Source organism: Streptomyces brasiliensis, assembly GCF_014647875.1.
Lineage (GTDB): Bacteria > Actinomycetota > Actinomycetes > Streptomycetales > Streptomycetaceae > Streptomyces > Streptomyces brasiliensis.
In genome coordinates this window covers 69787-85904 of record NZ_BMQA01000028.1, presented here as the reverse complement: position 1 = coordinate 85904, position 16118 = coordinate 69787, and the positions used below count along the sequence as shown (strand labels likewise).

18 protein-coding genes and 1 pseudogene are annotated in these 16118 nt (G+C 72.9%); 14 read left to right on the top strand and 5 right to left on the bottom strand.

Annotated features, from left to right (window positions below):
* Window positions 1–34: 34 nt before the first annotated feature.
* On the bottom strand, window positions 35–622 hold the full coding sequence (locus IEZ19_RS31540) for an HhH-GPD-type base excision DNA repair protein (protein WP_189314716.1): 588 nt from the start codon (window positions 620–622) through the stop codon (window positions 35–37).
* Between the two features lie 24 nt (window positions 623–646).
* A pseudogene (locus IEZ19_RS31535) lies at window positions 647–1048 on the bottom strand (SIP domain-containing protein); the annotation flags it as partial.
* 99 nt (window positions 1049–1147) lie between these two features.
* On the opposite strand from IEZ19_RS31535, the gene IEZ19_RS31530 reads away from it, so the two are divergent.
* From IEZ19_RS31530 to IEZ19_RS31500, 7 genes are all read left to right on the top strand, one after another.
* Window positions 1148–3841, top strand: a complete 2694-nt coding sequence (locus tag IEZ19_RS31530) for a GNAT family N-acetyltransferase (RefSeq protein WP_189314714.1) — start codon at window positions 1148–1150, stop codon at window positions 3839–3841.
* 138 nt (window positions 3842–3979) lie between these two features.
* Window positions 3980–5713 carry a copper resistance CopC/CopD family protein gene (locus IEZ19_RS31525; protein WP_189314750.1) on the top strand — a complete coding sequence of 578 codons (1734 nt, stop codon included), beginning with the start codon at window positions 3980–3982 and terminating at the stop codon, window positions 5711–5713.
* Between the two features lie 103 nt (window positions 5714–5816).
* Window positions 5817–6158 (top strand): ArsR/SmtB family transcription factor, encoded by a 342-nt coding sequence (locus IEZ19_RS31520; protein WP_189314713.1) that lies wholly within the window; start codon window positions 5817–5819, stop codon window positions 6156–6158.
* Entirely contained in the window at window positions 6155–7879 is a 1725-nt protein-coding gene (locus IEZ19_RS31515) for a SulP family inorganic anion transporter (protein WP_189314712.1), read from the top strand. The genes IEZ19_RS31520 and IEZ19_RS31515 overlap by 4 nt, the downstream gene beginning before the upstream one ends.
* Window positions 7876–8016: a hypothetical protein gene (locus IEZ19_RS31510; protein WP_189314711.1), complete on the top strand. Its 141-nt coding sequence runs from the start codon at window positions 7876–7878 to the stop codon at window positions 8014–8016. Before IEZ19_RS31515 ends, IEZ19_RS31510 begins: the two co-directional genes overlap by 4 nt.
* On the top strand, window positions 8016–8441 hold the full coding sequence (locus IEZ19_RS31505) for an ATP-binding protein (RefSeq protein ID WP_189314710.1): 426 nt from the start codon (window positions 8016–8018) through the stop codon (window positions 8439–8441). Before IEZ19_RS31510 ends, IEZ19_RS31505 begins: the two co-directional genes overlap by 1 nt.
* Window positions 8442–8601: 160 nt before the next feature.
* Window positions 8602–8952, top strand: coding sequence for an ArsR/SmtB family transcription factor (locus IEZ19_RS31500; protein WP_189314709.1), 351 nt, complete (start codon window positions 8602–8604; stop codon window positions 8950–8952).
* Between the two features lie 31 nt (window positions 8953–8983).
* On the opposite strand, the gene IEZ19_RS31495 is transcribed toward IEZ19_RS31500, so the two are convergent.
* The 3 genes from IEZ19_RS31495 to IEZ19_RS31485 form a co-directional block, all read right to left on the bottom strand.
* Window positions 8984–9472, bottom strand: a complete 489-nt coding sequence (locus IEZ19_RS31495; RefSeq protein ID WP_189314708.1) for a hypothetical protein — start codon at window positions 9470–9472, stop codon at window positions 8984–8986.
* A 134-nt stretch (window positions 9473–9606) separates the two neighbouring features.
* Window positions 9607–10083, bottom strand: a complete 477-nt coding sequence (locus IEZ19_RS31490; protein ID WP_189314707.1) for an ATP-binding protein — start codon at window positions 10081–10083, stop codon at window positions 9607–9609.
* Window positions 10080–10418: an ArsR/SmtB family transcription factor gene (locus IEZ19_RS31485; RefSeq protein ID WP_189314706.1), complete on the bottom strand. Its 339-nt coding sequence runs from the start codon at window positions 10416–10418 to the stop codon at window positions 10080–10082. Before IEZ19_RS31485 ends, IEZ19_RS31490 begins: the two co-directional genes overlap by 4 nt.
* 188 nt (window positions 10419–10606) lie before the next feature.
* Here IEZ19_RS31485 and IEZ19_RS31480 point away from each other — a divergent pair, with 188 nt between their 5' ends.
* The 7 genes from IEZ19_RS31480 (at window position 10607) to IEZ19_RS31450 (ending at window position 15869) form a co-directional block, all read left to right on the top strand.
* Window positions 10607–10969 (top strand): Tat pathway signal sequence domain protein, encoded by a 363-nt coding sequence (locus IEZ19_RS31480; protein WP_189314705.1) that lies wholly within the window; start codon window positions 10607–10609, stop codon window positions 10967–10969.
* Window positions 10966–11610, top strand: a complete 645-nt coding sequence (locus IEZ19_RS31475; protein WP_189314704.1) for a class F sortase — start codon at window positions 10966–10968, stop codon at window positions 11608–11610. Before IEZ19_RS31480 ends, IEZ19_RS31475 begins: the two co-directional genes overlap by 4 nt.
* On the top strand, window positions 11607–12104 hold the full coding sequence (locus IEZ19_RS31470; RefSeq protein WP_189314703.1) for an RNA polymerase sigma factor: 498 nt from the start codon (window positions 11607–11609) through the stop codon (window positions 12102–12104). Before IEZ19_RS31475 ends, IEZ19_RS31470 begins: the two co-directional genes overlap by 4 nt.
* Entirely contained in the window at window positions 12088–12543 is a 456-nt protein-coding gene (locus IEZ19_RS31465) for a hypothetical protein (protein ID WP_189314702.1), read from the top strand. The genes IEZ19_RS31470 and IEZ19_RS31465 overlap by 17 nt, the downstream gene beginning before the upstream one ends.
* Window positions 12544–12576: 33 nt before the next feature.
* Window positions 12577–13536: a GlxA family transcriptional regulator gene (locus tag IEZ19_RS31460; protein WP_373297084.1), complete on the top strand. Its 960-nt coding sequence runs from the start codon at window positions 12577–12579 to the stop codon at window positions 13534–13536.
* A 125-nt stretch (window positions 13537–13661) separates the two neighbouring features.
* The gene (gap, locus tag IEZ19_RS31455; protein ID WP_189314700.1) at window positions 13662–14660 is read left to right on the top strand and encodes a type I glyceraldehyde-3-phosphate dehydrogenase; all 999 of its coding nucleotides are present in this window, start codon (window positions 13662–13664) and stop codon (window positions 14658–14660) included.
* A 243-nt stretch (window positions 14661–14903) separates the two neighbouring features.
* Window positions 14904–15869: a LysM peptidoglycan-binding domain-containing M23 family metallopeptidase gene (locus tag IEZ19_RS31450; protein ID WP_229841091.1), complete on the top strand. Its 966-nt coding sequence runs from the start codon at window positions 14904–14906 to the stop codon at window positions 15867–15869.
* Window positions 15870–16118: the final 249 nt, after the last annotated feature.

The following is a 16118-nucleotide window of genomic DNA, read 5'->3' as shown; positions in this document are numbered from 1 at the left end:
ACCGCCCGCCAGTGGACGCGGGCCACCCGGATGACTAGCCCTTCTTCGCCGCCTTGGCCGCCGCCTTCATCTCCTGCTTGTGCGCCCGCACCTTGGCCAGGGACTCCGGTCCGGTGATGTCGGCGACGGACCGGAAGGACTTCGCCTCGCCGTACACGCCCGCCGCCTCCCGCCAGCCCTTGGGCCGTACGCCGAGCTGTTTGCCGAGCAGGGCCAGGAAGATCTGCGCCTTCTGTCTGCCGAAGCCGGGCAGGGCCTCGAGGCGTTTCAGCAGTTCGGCCCCGCTGTCGACGCCCTGCCAGATCGCCTCGGCGTCACCGTCGTAGTGCTCGACGAGGTATTGGCACAGTACGTGGATCCGCTTGGCCATCGAGCCCGGATAGCGGTGCACGGCCGGCTTCTCGGAGAGTACCGCGGCGAACGCCTCCGGGTCCTGGGCGGCGATCTCGTGCGCGTCCAGGTCGTCGGCGCCGAGCCGCGCGGCGATGGTCGCCGGGCCCTTGAACGCCCACTCCATCGGGATCTGCTGGTCCAGCAGCATGCCGGTCAGCGCGGCGAGGGCGCTGCGTCCGAGGAGGGCGTCGGCCTCGGGGTCCTGGGCGAGGTGCACGGTCACGTCCATGGCTCGATGATCCCGCGCGCCGGTTCAGGTCGCGCGCCAGTACCCCAGCGCCTGCACCCGCTGCCCCGGTACCGCGAGTTCCTTGCGGACGTACGACGACAGGGCGCGGGTGGTGCCCGTGTCGCAGGCGATCCAGATGTACGGGTGCTCGCTGGACGCGAGGGGTGCGGGAAGTCCGGCGCGGACACGTTCGACCAGATGGGCGCCCGCGTCGCGGCGCGGGACCTCGCGGATCTCGTGACTGGCCGGGTCCGTGGGGCGGGGGAGGCCGTCCAGGGTGCCCTCGAACCGGACGGTCGCCGGGGCCGGACCGAGCGCGGTCGGCAGGGAGTTGACCGCCGGAAGCGATGCCGGGTCGCCGATCGCCAGGACGTGGGTGGGCGCGGGGGACGGGTGCGTGCAGCCCGTGCCCGGGACCGTGGCCTCCCGGTCCACGTCCCTGGCTCATGCGGGGTCCACCTCTCGCGTACGATTCCCCTACCGATTACTTAGGTAAGGCTAACCTAAAAGTGAGAGGGTCGTGCTGTGGAGACCTACCGCGATGCCTACGGCATTCCGCATCTGCGGGCCGGCAGCGCCCGTGAACTCGCCCGTGCCCAGGGCCGCGTCACCGCGCTCGACCGGGCCTGGCAGCTCGAGGTCGAGCGGCACCGGTCGCGGGGCACCTCGGCGTCCTTCCTCGGTCCGGACGCCCTGTCCTGGGACGTGTTCGCGCGCCGCGCCCGCCTCGACGACACCGCCAGACGCTGCTTCGAGGCCCTGGAGAGACGGGACCCGGAGACGGCCGACTGGGTACGGGCGTACGTCGACGGCGTCAACGAGGGGCTGGCCCGGGGCGCAGGCCGAGCGCCCGAGTTCGCGAAGTCCGGTCTGGAGCCCGGCCGTTGGGAGCCGTGGAACCCGCTCGGCGTCTGGCTCGGCACCCACATCCTGTTCGCCGGGTTCCCGGCCAAGCTGTGGCGGGAGGAGGCGATACGGCACCTGGGCCCGAAGGCGGTGGGGCTGTTCGCCACCGACGGTCCGGGCACCTCCGGCAGCAACGGCTGGCTGGTCGCCGGAGAGCGGACTGTCACCGGGCGGGCGATCGTGGCGGGCGACCCGCACCGGTTCATCGAGGACCCCGGCGTCTACCAGCAGATCCGGCTCGCCTGCCCCGAGTTCGACGTGGTCGGCCTCGCGGTCCCGGGCGTTCCCGGCCTCGCCCACTTCGGCCACGCCGGGACGGTCGCGTGGGCCATCACCAACGCCATGGCCGATTACCAGGACCTGTACCGCGAGCGGCTGCGCCGCACGGGCGCCGGCGTGGAGGCCCTGGGGCCCGACGGCACCTGGACACGCGCCGCCCGGCACACGGAGACGGTGCGGGTCGCGGGGGAGTCGCCGGTCGAGATCGAGGTGATCGAGACGCAGCGCGGCCCGGTGATCGCCGGGGGCCCGGAGGGCCTGGAGGGGTCCACCCCGACCGACGACATCCCCCTGGCTGTCGCCCTGCGCCACCCACCCCGGGTCACCGAGGACCTCGGCTTCGGTGCTCTTCTCCCCCTCCTGCGGGCGCGTACGGTCACCGACGTCGACCGGGCCCTGGACGCCTGGGCCGAGCCGGTGAACGTCGTACAGGCCGCCGACACCGACGGCGGTGTGCTGCACCGGGTCGCGGGCCGGGTGCCTGTGCGGTCCGAGGCCAACCGGACTCGGCTGGTGCCCGCCTGGGAACCCGGACACGAGTGGCGCGGATGGCACGAGACGCCCCGAGCCGGCCTGACCGACGGCGTCGCCGTGATGGCGAACCAGCGCGGTCCCGCGGCCCCCCTCGGCGTCGAGTTCGCCCCGCCCCATCGTGCCGACCGCATCCGCGCCCTCCTCGATGCGCGCCGCACCTGGTGTGCCGCCGACATGCCCGCCCTGCACGCCGACACCCACCTCGCCTCCGCCGCCCCCCTGCTCGGGCACCTGGCCGCCCTCGACGACCTCACCCCGTCGGCCGCCCGCCTCCGGGACCGCCTCCTGGCCTGGAACCGCCACATGGACGCGGACAGCACGGAGGCGGCGGCCTTCGCGGCGGTGCGCACGGCGGTCGTCCGCAGGCTCGCCGCCGACCCCGCTTTCGCGCCCCTCACCCGGCCGCCCGCCTACCCGGAGGTGCTGCTCCCCTGGCTGGCGCTCGTCCCGCGCGTCGGCTTCGCCCTGGAACATCTGCTGCGCGCCGAGGAGTTGTACGGCATCGACCGGCCCGCCGCCGTCCGCGCGGCCGTCGAGGAGGTCGCCGCCGACCGGCCGGACCGCACCTGGGCCGACACCCACCGCCTCGCCCCCTGGCGGGCGCTCGCCGGGGCGCCGTTCGCCGAACCCGGTCTGTCCGGCGACCACGACTGTGTGCTGTGCACCTCTTCCGTGCCCGGGCTCACCGACTTCGCCGCCCGTGGCCCGGCCGCCCGATACGTCTGGGACCTGGCCCGCCGCGAGGACAGCCGCTGGGTGGTGCCCTTCGGCGCCGACGGCGTCCCCGGCGCACCCCACCACCGCGACCAACTCCCCTTGTGGGCCGAGGGAGATCTCGTGCCGGTCGTCACCGACTGGAACCTGCTGACGAAGGAGACCAGGATGCCCGAGCCGTACACCCCCGACCGCGAGGCGGTCCACGAGCAGTTGGTCGGCGGCTTCGGAGCCGTCCGCATCCTGCCCCTCGACCCGCAGGCGGACGCCGACGTGGTGCACGCCTGGGTCACCGAGGAACGCGCCTCCTTCTGGGGCATGAACGGCCTCACCAGGGACCAAGTGGCCGAGATCTACACCCACATGGACACCCTCGACACCCATCACGCCTTCCTCGTCGTCAAGGACGGCGCACCCGTCGCCGTGCTCCAGACGTACGAGCCCGACGCCGACCGGGTGAGCGAGTGCTACGAGGTGCGCCCCGGTGACATCGGCTTCCACCTGCTGCTGGCCCCCGCAGGATCGGACGGCCCGCTGTCCGGCTGGTCGACGGCGCTGCTGTCGGTGTGCACGTCGTACGTCCTGCTCGGCCTGGACCGACGGCGGGTCGTCGTCGACCCCGACGTGCGCAACGACAAGGCTGTCGCCCGCTTCCTCAAGCAGGGCTTCGTACCCGGACCGGTCGTGGTCCTGCCCGAAGTGGACCTCCCCGACATCCACTTGCCCGAGAAGCACGCTCAACTCGCCTTCCTCACCCGGGAGACGGCCTTCCCGGAGCACTCCTGACACCATCGCCGGTGAGCGCGGCGGCCGATCCGTCCGTACGTACCGGAGGCGGCGCGAGCACGGAGACGGAGCGGTGACGTGGGCGAAGGGCAGAGCAGATACGGCGCGTACGGCGGACTCCGGCGACTTCGCGGGCTGGTGCTGCTCGGCTCCGTGCTGGTCCTGCTCCTCCTCGGGGCGTCCCCCGCTTCCGCGCACGCCGCCCTCCGCGCCACCGACCCCGCCGACGCGGCCGTGCTCAAGTCGGCCCCGGCGCACGTCACTCTGACCTTCACCGAGTCCGTCGGCCTGCTCGACGACTCCTTCCGCGTGTACGACCCCGCCAACCACCGGATCGACACCGGCGAGCCGGAACACGCGCCCGGCCGTTCCGACACAGCCCGGGTGAGCCTGCCCGGCGGGCTCGGCACCGGCACCTTCACCGTGGCCTGGCGGGTGGTCTCGGCCGACAGCCACCCGGTCGCCGGCGCCTTCACCTTCTCCGTCGGCAAACCCTCCCCGACCATGGTGAACATCGGTTCCGGCCCGGTCGAGGACCCCGCCACGGGCAGCCTCTACGACATCGCCCGCTACGTCGCCTACCTCGCCGTCGCGCTGCTCATCGGCACGGCGGTCTTCCTGGCCGTCTGCCGCCCGCCGGACCCGGGCCCCCTGCGCGGACCGCTGCGGACGGGCCGGCGGGCGCTGCTCGCCTCGACCGTGGTGCTGCTGGTGCTGCGCGCCCCGTACGAGGCGGGCACGGGACCGGCGTCGGCCCTCGACCCGGACGCCCTCGCCCGCACGGCCACCGGCAGACCCGGTCTGGCCCTGCTGGCCCGCCTCGCCCTGCTGCTCGTGGCGGGCGCGCTGCTGCCACGGCTACGGAACGGGTCCCGGCCGGTCCTCGCCGCGGGCGCCGTCACCGCCGTCGCCCTGGCCCTGACCTGGGCCGCCGCCGAACACGCCGCCGCCGGGATCCAGGTCCCGGCGGCGATGGCCTCCTCGGTGCTGCACCTGCTGGCGATGGCCGTGTGGCTCGGCGGCCTGACCGCCCTGCTCACGACGCTGTACCGGGCCACGGAGCCCCTTCCCGCGATCGCGGTCACCCGCTTCTCCCGCCTCGCTCTCGCCTCCGTGACCGTCCTGGCCGTCACCGGCGTCTACCAGTCCTGGCGCGGCCTCGGCTCCTGGAGTGCGCTCACCGGCACGTCGTACGGCCGGATCCTGCTCGTCAAACTCGCCGCCGTGGCCCTGCTGTTGGCCGCCGCGGCCCGGTGCCGGCGCTGGACGGCGCGGCTCGCGGGGGCGGAGGCCGCCGTACCGGAGCGGGTGCCGGAGCTGGTGGGCGGACCGCCTGCGGAAGGTCGTTCCTCCGCACCCGAAGCGGCCGCGGAGGAACGACCCTCCGCACCGGACCCCCGTGGTCTCCGGCGTTCCGTCCTCGCCGAAGTCGCCGTCGGCGTCACGGTGCTGGTCGTCACGACCGTGCTGACGGGCACCCCGCCGGGCCGGGCCACGGCCGAGGCGTCGACGGCGGGAGCGGCGACCGACATCCCGGCCGCGAGCGTGACGACCGTCCCCTTCGCCGTCGGCGGTGCGGGCGGCAAGGTGCAGATCACCCTTGACCCCGGCCGGGTGGGCCCGAACTCCGTGGAGGCCGTGGTCTTCGGCCCCGACAGCGGACTCGCTGCCGTCCCGGAACTCCGTGTCTCCTTCGCGCTCCCGGCCCGGGGCATCGGCCCGATCGACGCCCGGCTGCGTGACAAGGGCGGCTACTGGGGGACCGACTCCCTCGCCCTGCCCCTCGCCGACACCTGGACGATGAAGGTGACGGTGCGGGTGTCGGAGGTGGACCAGGTGACCGTGCCGAAGCGGGTGAAGATCACGCGGTAGCCCCGCGAGCGGCCCCAGCCTCCAGTGCCTGCTGAATTGCAAAAGTTTGCAATTCGTTAGATGCTGTGCCGGTTGATTCCGCAGATGCTCGAATCGAGGGTTCGTGTCCGTTCCGCTGTACCAGGCCAAGGCCGAGTTCTTCCGGATGCTCGGACACCCCGTACGGATACGGGTCCTCGAACTGCTGCAGGACGGGCCGAGGCCGGTGCGCGACCTGCTCGCCGCGATCGAGGTCGAGCCCTCCAGCCTCTCCCAGCAGCTGGCGGTGCTCCGCCGCTCGGGCATCGTCACCTCCGCCCGCGAGGGCTCGACGGTCGTCTACCAGTTGTCCGGCGGTGACGTGGCCGACCTCATGAAGGCGGCCCGCCGGATCCTCACCGAGATGCTGTCGGGCCGTAACGAACTCCTCGCCGAGCTGCGGGAAGCCGAGGTCGCCGCGCGATGACCTCGCAGACCGGCCGGGTCGCCGCCCGGCTCACCGCACTGCTGCCCGGTCGCACCGACCTCGCCCAGGTGCGCCGTGACCCCCGGCGGGACCTGCTCGCCGGACTGACGGTCGCCATCGTCGCCCTGCCGCTGGCCCTCGGCTTCGGCGTCTCCTCCGGTCTCGGCGCGGAGGCGGGCCTGGCCACCGCCGTCGTCGCGGGCGCCCTCGCCGCGGTCTTCGGCGGCTCCGACCTCCAGGTCTCCGGCCCGACCGGCGCCATGACCGTCGTGCTCGTGCCGATCGTCGGCCGGTACGGCCCGACCGGCGTCCTCACCGTCGGCCTGATGGCCGGCGTGCTGCTGGTCGCCCTGGCCGTGCTGCGGGCCGGACGCTATATGCAGTACGTGCCCGCGCCCGTCGTCGAGGGCTTCACGCTCGGCATCGCCTGTGTGATCGGACTCCAGCAGATCCCGAACGCGCTGGGCGTCCCCAAGCCCGAGGGCGACCGGGTGCTCGTGGTGACCTGGCGCGCGGTCGAGGAGTTCGCCAAGTCCCCGAACTGGACCGCCGTCGGCTTTGCCGTCGCGGTGGCCGCCGTCATGCTGGTCGGCGCCCGTTGGCGGCCGACCGTGCCGTTCTCCATCGTCGCGGTGATCGCCGCCACCGTCGTGGCACGGGTGGCCCACCTGGACGCGGCGAAGCCGATCGGCGACCTGCCCGCCGGGCTGCCCGCGCCGTCCCTCGCCTTCCTCGACCCCGGCGCGCTGGGCTCCTTGCTGGCCCCCGCCGTCGCGGTCGCCGCCCTCGCCGCGCTGGAGTCCCTCCTGTCGGCCTCGGTCGCCGACGGCATGACCGTGGGCCGACGGCACGATCCGGACCGGGAGTTGTTCGGCCAGGGCCTGGCCAACATCGCCGCCCCGCTCTTCGGCGGCGTGCCCGCCACCGGCGCCATCGCCCGCACCGCCGTCAACGTTCGCACCGGCGCCGGCTCCCGCCTCGCCGCCCTGGTGCACGCGGCGGTCCTCGCGGTGATCGTGTTCGCCGCGGCCCCGCTCGTCTCGAAGATCCCGCTGGCCGCACTGGCCGGTGTGCTGCTGGCCACCGCGATCCGCATGGTCGAGGTCGGCTCGCTGCGGGCGATGGCCAAGGCCACTCGCTCCGACGCCCTGATCCTCGTGCTGACCGCCGCCGCCACCCTCGCCCTCGACCTCGTCTACGCGGTCGTCATCGGCCTGGCCGTGGCCGGCGCCCTCGCCCTGCGAGCCGTCGCCAAGCAGGCCCGCCTCGACCAGGTCCCGCTCGACCGCGGCGACCACAGCGCCGAGGAACACGCCCTGCTCGCCGAGCACATCGTGGCGTACCGCATCGACGGCCCGCTGTTCTTCGCCGCCGCGCACCGCTTCCTGCTCGAGCTGACCGACGTCGCCGACGTCCGGGTCGTCGTCCTGCGCATGTCGCGGGTGTCGACCATGGACGCCACCGGCGCCCTGGTCCTCAAGGACGCGGTGGAGAAACTGCGGCGGCGCGGCATCCTCGTCCTCGCCTCCGGGATACGGCCCGGCCAGCGCCGGGTCCTCGACTCCGTCGGCGCGCTGGACCTGCTGTGCCACGACGGCCGCGAGTACGCCACCACGCCCGAGGCGATCCGGGGCGCCCGGGACTTCCTGGAGCACTCCGGAGTCCTGCCCGCCATCCCCGCGCAGCAGACCGCGACACCCCGTGAGGAACCCGTCCGATGAGCCCTGTCGAGGTGATCGGCGACCGGGACGAGGTGGCCCTCCCCCATTGCCGCTGGATCCACGGCCCGCACGACGCGGTGCTGCGCATCCGCCGCGAGACGGTGACCGGCTTCCGGCTCGCCGGGCCGGCGGCGTGATGCCCGCCCGGCTGGAGACGCTGCCCTACCGGCACGTGCTCACCCTGCCCACCGAACCCGCCGCCGTCCGCACCGCCCGCGAGACCGCCGAAATGGCGCTGCTGGAGTGGGGGATCGGACTGCGGCACCCGAGCGTGGACCCGGCGCTGCTGATCCTGAGCGAGCTGGTGACCAACAGCGTCCGGCACGCCGCCGCCCTCTCCCCGCAGGTCACCGTGATCTACGCGGCGAGCCGCGACTGCCTCGCCTTCGCCGTCCACGACCGCCACCCCTACCAGCCGCCCCTGTTCGGCGCGGTCACCGGCACCGGCGCCGGCGGCCTCGGCACCGTGATGGAGCTGGTCCTGGGCCTCGGCGGCACCGCGGTCGTCCGCGCGGACGCCGACGGCAACGGCAAGAGCATCTGGATCACGCTCCCCCTCTGACCCGTGGCAGACCAGGGGCAGGCCGGATCTCCGGGTGCGGGTTCGGCCCCGCCGCCCCCGCACGCGAGGATGGGCACATGTTCTTGACGAGTGGGTGGACGCGATGCGCCGAGGTCCGGCCGGTGGGGTCGTGCTGTTGTGCCGGGAAGGGGACGGCACGGTGAGCACGCCGCTGTACCAGCTGAAGGCGGAGTTCTTCAAAACCCTCGGTCACCCGGCCCGCATCCGCGTCCTGGAGCTGCTGAGCGAGCGCGAGCACGCCGTCGCCGAGATGCTGCCCGAGGTGGGCATCGAGCCCGCTCACCTCTCCCAGCAACTGGCCGTGCTGCGCCGGGCCAACCTCGTCAAGACCCGCAAGGAAGGCTCGAACGTCTACTACTCGCTGACCAGCCCGCACGTCGCCGAGCTGCTGCGGGTGGCGCGGACGATCCTGTCCGGCGTGCTGGCCGGACAGGCCGAGCTGCTGGCCGATCTCCAGGCCGTACAGGGGGAGCGGAAACCGCCGTCGTAGCGGCGGCGAGCTCCGGCTCGGCAGCCGGCGGCTACACCGCCGGTGCTGTACGCCCCGCCCCTGCCGGCCACAGGATCTCGACGTCCACGCCGCTGCTGCGGGCGAAGGCGACCAGGTGAGCGGTGGCGTCGCGGCCGCTGGAGGGGGAACCGTCCCACACCGCCAGCAGCCGGGCGCACGAGCGCAGCAGGCTCTCGTCGGCGCCGACGCAGGCGTCCCGGTCGGTGGGGTCGTACTCCAGCAGCCGTACCTGGTCCGAGAGCAGCAGCAGTTCCCCGGCCGCCCTGCGGTCCTGCGCGGTCAGCACCTCGGGCACGCCGCCTCGCGCGGGCAGCACGGTCACCAGCGCCAGACCCGCGGCGCGCGCCGCCCGCCCGACGACGACCGGCAGCCCCTGTCCGGCCCGCACCAGCCCGGCCCGGCCGGCGCGTGCGAGCGAGGCCAGCCGCCGCCGCAGCTCCTCCTCCAGCAGGGCCAGCGTGGGCGCTGTGAGATCGGGGTGTCCCACAACAGCGATCACTCGACTCAGTCCTTTCGTGCCAGGTCCGCGCACCGGAACGCCTGATCTTCTCCGGCCGGGGAAAGCACCAAGTAGGGTCGCTGGGACCCATTCCAGGGCCGGTCGGCCCTTTGTGCCGCACGGACCCGCACGTCTCACGACGGCACTGCGAACCGTACGAGGACGACCTTGCCGTCGTGATCTACGGAGGGCTCGACGCCCACTTCACCGCCGTACTGCGTCGCCAGCTCGGTCACCAGTCGCAGCCCCGCCCCCATCCCGGCCTCGCTGAGATCCGGCAGCCGGGGCTCCGCGTCCGCGACGCCGACGACCAGCTGCCCCGCCGCCACGGTGACCCCGACGTCGATCACCGGCGAACGCGGGGCGTGCCGCAGCACGTTGGTGACCAGCTCACTGACCACCAGCAGCACCGCGTCCGCGAAGGCCGAGTCCGCTGCGACCCCCGCCGCGGGCAGGGCCCCGGCCACCGCCTCCCTGGCCCGCCGTACCGCGTACTGGCCCGCCTCCACCGAGGTGACGTGACGGCGGACCGGTGGCAGGACGTGTTCGACGGCCGCCGCGGGTCTCCCCTTCCGCCACGGCAGCCGGAAGCCGCCCCGCCCACCGCTCATCGCGCGCTCTCCGCGTCGCGCAGTTCGTCCAGCAGGTCCTGCCGGCCCGACAGCAGGACGGCCAGGATGCGGCGTGCGGCGGCGAGCAGTTCGGCGACGTCCCCGCCGGCCAGCTCGTACACCACCGTCGACCCCGTGCGGGTCGCGGTCACGATGCCTGAGCGGCGCAGTACCGCCAGCTGCTGTGAGAGGTTCGACGGCTCGACCTCGATCGACGCGAGCAGCTCCCGCACCGGTTTCGGCCCGTCCTGCAACAGCTCCAGCACCCTGATGCGCACCGGATGCCCCAGCATCCGGAAGAACTCCGCCTTCGCCTCGTACAGCGGCACCTGCACCCGGATCACTCCTCACCCACGCCGACCACCCGAAGTCTCATGGCACCTAGTGAATTGAAGAACTCTTCAAGCCTATCGACCGAACCGGCTTTGCCATCTCTTTGCAACCCGCCTCGTCCGGCCCTCGTCTCTCCGCTCGATCCCCACCGCAGCCCAGACCCCGTGGGCCGACGAAAGAGAGCGATTCGATGCGCCGAACTGCCCTGAGCGCGGCGGCACTCGCGTGCACCGCCGTCCTGGCGAGCACCGTGCCCGCGTTCGCCGACGGGTCGACCCCGGCCCCCACCGCCGCCCCGACCCGGGCGAGCGCGACCCCGAGCCCCGTGCCCACCGCCGAGCCGACCCGCGCGCCCAGCGCCGCCCCCACCCGTGCACCGGGCCGTGGCCAGGTCTCCGTCGTCCCGAGCGGCGCCCCTGATACCGGGGTGATCGCTCGGTCCACGGACTCCGGCCCGACCGGTGGGCTCATCGGAGGGGGAGCCGCCGCGCTGCTGGCCGTGGCCGGCGGGACCGTCTTCGTCGTACGGCGCCGGCGGGCGACCGGCGCATGACCTCGCCGCTCTCCAGGCGCGCGTTCGCCACGGCGGCGTCGGCGCTGCTGCTGGCGGGCTGCGGAGGTGGCGGCGACCATCCGGCCACGGCTGCCGTGCGCGCCGACGACACGCCCCCACCCCCGCCTGCCTCCGCCAGGACACCGCATGCGACCGGCCGTTCGGTCCCCGTCGGCCTGCGCATCCCGGCCATCGGGGTCGACACCCCGCTGATCCGGCTCGGGCTCGCGCCCGACGGCACGGTGCAGGTGCCGCCGGTCACGGCCCACGACCGCGCGGGCTGGTACCAGCACTCGCCGACACCGGGCCAGGTGGGCCCGTCGGTCGTCCTCGGCCATGTCACGGTCGGCGAGTTCGGGGACGGCGTCTTCCGCCGGCTCGCGGACCTGCGCCGCGGCGACCGGATCGAGGCGCGCCTGGAGAACGGCACGACGCCGGTGTTCACGGTCACCGCCGTACGGACGGTGGCCAAGGCCGACTTCCCGGCGGACGACGTGTACGGAGACGTGAACCGTCCCGAGCTGCGCCTGATCACGTGCGGCGGCCCGCGTACAGGCGACGGTTACCCATACAACGTGATCGTGTTCGCCGTACTGCGCGACGGTGATGTCCCGAAGTCCCACGACCCTGGAGAGCGTTGAAACGGTCCCGCGCCCGCGAGAGGGCGGCGTCCGAACTGTTCGCCGCCCTCTACCCGCGCCTCGCCGGCTGGTGCCGCCGTCTCGTCGACGACGACGAGACGGCGCACGAGATCGCCTCGGAGGCGTTCACGAGGCTGTGGGCACGCTGGACGGCGGTGGAGGAACCACGCGGCTTCCTCTACGTCACCGCGGCCAACCTCGTCCGCGACCACTGGCGCAAGCTGGAACGCGAACGCAGGGCGATGCGCCGGGCGACCACGGAGGCCGCGGTCCGCCCGCACCCCGAACAGGCGGACCCGTCCGTACGCCTCCTGGTCCAGTCGCTGCCGGACCGGCTTCGTATCCCGATCCTGCTCCATTACTACGCTGACATGCCGATCCGGGAGGTGTCCGTGCTGACCGGACGCAAGGAAGGAACCGTCAAGGCCGACCTGCACGCGGCCCGCGAACTGCTCCGCGTCCACCTGAGGAGAAGCCTTGACCACACGCTTTGACGACGACCCGGAGTTCACGACCGACGACCCCCTGACGCTCCTCGGCCCGCCCACGGCCGAGCTCCTGCCCCCGCCCCCCGGCAGCTACGACAGGATCCGCCGCACGGCGAAACGCCGCCGGGCGTTGCGCGCGGCCGCGGGAGCGGCGGCAACCTGCGCAACGGCGCTGGTCATCGCGCTCCCCCTGCACCTGACGACCCCGGGATCGCCTGCGCCCTCCACCTCCACGACGGTCCCGCTGGCACCACCGCTCCCGGCAGCGACGCCGAGCCGACCTCCCGCGCACGTGCCGTCCCCGGCCCCGTCGACGCCGACGGAGGACTCCCGGACCGCGAACCCTCGGACGGAGACCCCCCGCACGAGCGACGTCCCTACCCTGCCGAGCAGTTCGGCACGCCCGACCGGCGAACCGTCGGTGCCCCCGACCCAGGTGCGCTGACAGACCCGCCCCGGACCTTCCTCACCTCGTACCCTGTTCCCCGTGAGCCGCTTGCGTCGAGTCGCTGTTCTCGTGCTCGAGGGCGCGAAGCCGCTGGACGTGGGCATTCCGGCGCAGGTGTTCACGACGCGCGCGAGCATGCCGTACGAGGTACGGGTGTGCGGCGCGGCGCCCGGTCTCGTGACCGGCGGAGACGGCCTGTCGTACCACGTGGCCCACGGCCTGGACGCGTTCGAGGTCGCCGACATCGTCTTCATCCCCGGCTACCGTTTTCCGGACCGCGACGATCCGCCGCCCGCCGTGGTCGAGGCGCTGATCGCCGCGCACGCCCGGGGCACGCGGCTCGCCGCCATCTCGACGGGCGCCTTCGCGCTCGCTGCCACGGGCCTGCTCGACGGCAGGCGCGCCACGACCCACTGGCACTACACGCGGGCGCTCGCCGCGAAGCATCCGCTCGTGCAGGTCGACGAGAACGTCCTGTTCGTCGACGAGGGCAGCGTGCTGACCTCGGCCGGCGCCGCCTCGGGTATCGACCTGTGTCTGCACATCCTGCGCGCGGACCTGGGGGTGGCCGCGTCGAACCACGCGGCCCGGCGCCTGGTCGCGGCCCCGTACCGCAGCGGCGGCCAGGCTCAGTACGTGCCACGCAGCGTGCCCGAGCCGCTGGGCGAGCGCTTCGCCGCCACCCGCGAGTGGGCACTGCACCGGCTGGGCACCTCCCTGACCCTCGAGGCGCTGGCCCGGCACGCGGCGGTGTCACCCCGCACCTTCTCGAGACGCTTCGTCGAGGACACGGGCTACACGCCGATGCAGTGGGTCATGCGAGCCCGAGTCGACCTGGCCCGCGAACTGCTCGAACGCTCGGAGCGCAGCGTGGAGCAGATCGCGGCGGACGCCGGCCTGGGCACCGGCGCGAACCTGCGACTGCACTTCCAGCGCATCCTCGGCACGACGCCGAGCCTGTACCGACGCACCTTCGCGCAGGGCGAGTAGCGCACGGCGGTGTGGCGAGATCCTTGTGAACCGTGGCGATCACGCCGCTGTCACGGAAGGAGGCCGCGCAGGACGCTGATGACATCTCGCGGAAACACCACTCACTCGACCCGGGGACACGATTCATGACGCGCATAGCGATCAACGGATTCGGCCGCATCGGACGCAATGTGCTGCGCGCACTGCTGGAACGCGACAGCGACCTGGACGTCGTCGCGGTCAACGACCTGACGGAACCCGCCACCCTCGCCCGGCTCCTGGCCTTCGACTCGACGGCCGGCCGGCTGGGCCGTCCGGTGACCGTCGACGGGGACGCCCTGGTCGTCGACGGCCGCCGCATCACGGTGCTCGCTGAACGCGAACCGGCGAAGCTGCCGTGGGCCGAACTCGGCGTGGACGTGGTGCTGGAGGCGACCGGCCGTTTCACGTCGGCGAAGGCGGCCCGCGCCCACCTTGCTGCGGGCGCGAGGAAGGTACTGGTCAGCGCACCGTCGGAAGGGGCCGACGTCACGCTGGCGTTCGGCGTCAACACGCACACGTACGACCCGGCCGAGCACACCGTCATCTCCAACGCCTCGTGCACGACGAACGCGTTGGCGCCTCTGGCCGCGGTCCTGGACGAACTCGCGGGCATAGAACACGGCTTCATGACGACGGTGCACGCCTATACGCAGGAACAGAATCTCCAGGACGGCCCGCACCGCGACGCGCGCCGCGCCCGCGCCGCCGGCGTCAACATCGTGCCCACCACGACGGGCGCCGCGAAGGCGATCGGCCGCGTGCTGCCGAACCTCGACGGCAGACTGTCCGGCGACTCGATCCGCGTACCGGTCCCGGTGGGCTCGATCGTCGAACTCAACACGACGGTGGCCCGCGACGTGACGCGCGACGAGGTGCTGGCGGCGTACCGCACGGCAGCGGAAGGCCGACTGGCGGGCATCCTCGAATACTCGGAGGACCCGCTGGTGTCCTCCGACATCACGGGCAACCCGTCCTCCTCGATCTTCGACTCGGCCCTCACCCGTGTGGACGGCCGCCACATCAAGGTTGTCGCCTGGTACGACAACGAGTGGGGCTTCTCGAACCGGGTGGTGGACACGCTGGAACTCCTCGCGGCAGGCTGAACTGCCGCCGGCCTCGCGGCGGAACGACCTCATGTCCTGCGCCAGGCGTTGAGCTCGAACGGGGAGTTCTCCAGCCACTTGACCAAGCCGAGGGAGAGCAAGGAACGCCGCTACCGGCGGCGGGCGGCGAGATGGCGTAGAACGTTCGGTCTTGACAGCTCTGCGCGAGCTGCCTAAATTTCGAGAGCAAGACCGAACGTTCTCCCTCAGCTTGGTGGTGCCGTCGTGGCTCTCCGTCGCTACATCATCTTCTTGGGCGTCGCCCTGGCAATCGTGGCCGGCTTGGCGACTGCTCTACCAGCCCTCGCCGGAACCGGTCGCGGGGCTCTCGCTTTTCTGCTCATGGGCGCCGCCGGCGCCGCCGCCGGCGCCCACTCCGCTCCCTCGCAGTCCGTTCCGGAAGAGGCCGTTCAGATCCTTCCGGGCGCCGGCCAGAAGGCTGTCGAGAAGAAGGCAGCCCAGAAGAAGACAGTCCAGAAGAAGACGGACGTGCGGACCTATTCGGTGAAGGTCGGCGATTACCTTTCGAAGATCGCCGACGAGCAGAACGTCAGCGGTGGCTGGAAGAAGCTCTACGCCGACAACCGTGAGGCCGTCGGCGCCGACCCGTCGCTGATCCGTCCGGGTCTCAAGCTCGCCATCGGCGGCAAGAAGGCCGAGACGACCGCCCCCAAGTCGTCGTCCTCCGCGCCTTCTTCGATGTCCAAGTCGTCCTCGGAGGACTCGTCTGCCTCGAAGCCCTCCGCGACGAAGAAGGCCGAGGAGGCGACCACGTCCGAGGAGGCCGCCGGCACCGGCAACGGCTTCTCCGCCCCGCTGTCCGGCGTCTCCCTCGGCACCGGCTACAAGGAGTCGGGCAGCAGCTGGTCCAGCGGCTACCACACCGGCGTCGACTTCGTCGCCGTGACCGGCACCCCGCTGAAGGCGGTCGGCGCGGGCACCGTCGTCTCGGCCGGCTGGGGCGGCGCGTACGGCAACCAGGTCGTCATCCAGCTCGCCGACGGCTACTACGCCCAGTACGCCCACCTCTCCCAGCTGTCCGTCTCGACCGGTCAGACCGTGACCGCGGGCCAGCAGATCGGCCTCTCCGGCGCGACCGGCAATGTCACCGGCCCGCACCTGCACTTCGAGATCCGCACCACGCCGGACTACGGCTCGGACGTCGACCCGGTCGCCTACCTGCGCGCCAAGGGTGTCGCCATCGGCTGACGCGCGTCCCACGCGAGAACCACCTGCCCGGAACACGCCGAAGGCCGGACCCCGATCCCCGGGTCCGGCCTTCGGCGTGTTCCGGGGGTGTCGGCAGATGGGGTTCGTGGGGGAGAGTGATGTGACGCACACCAACAGCGATGAGCAGGCCGAGGCGTACCGGAAGTCGGCCGAGGAAGCGACGAGGCCCGAGCCGGAGTGCCTCCTCTTCCTGGACGACGTCGACGGGGACCTGATCGCCCTGCGGCG

Bases quoted from the DNA above. Each gene is read 5' to 3' on its own strand.
- IEZ19_RS31505 (WP_189314710.1), top strand. From the start codon at position 8,016: ATGCCCGCCCGGCTGGAGACGCTGCCCTACCGGCACGTGCTCACCCTG.
- IEZ19_RS31475 (WP_189314704.1), top strand. From the start codon at position 10,966: ATGACCTCGCCGCTCTCCAGGCGCGCGTTCGCCACGGCGGCGTCGGCG.
- IEZ19_RS31510 (WP_189314711.1), top strand. From the start codon at position 7,876: ATGAGCCCTGTCGAGGTGATCGGCGACCGGGACGAGGTGGCCCTCCCC.
- IEZ19_RS31480 (WP_189314705.1), top strand. From the start codon at position 10,607: ATGCGCCGAACTGCCCTGAGCGCGGCGGCACTCGCGTGCACCGCCGTC.
- IEZ19_RS31515 (WP_189314712.1), top strand. From the start codon at position 6,155: ATGACCTCGCAGACCGGCCGGGTCGCCGCCCGGCTCACCGCACTGCTG.
- IEZ19_RS31490 (WP_189314707.1), bottom strand. From the start codon at position 10,083: ATGAGCGGTGGGCGGGGCGGCTTCCGGCTGCCGTGGCGGAAGGGGAGA.
- IEZ19_RS31540 (WP_189314716.1), bottom strand. From the start codon at position 622: ATGGACGTGACCGTGCACCTCGCCCAGGACCCCGAGGCCGACGCCCTC.
- gap (WP_189314700.1), top strand. From the start codon at position 13,662: ATGACGCGCATAGCGATCAACGGATTCGGCCGCATCGGACGCAATGTG.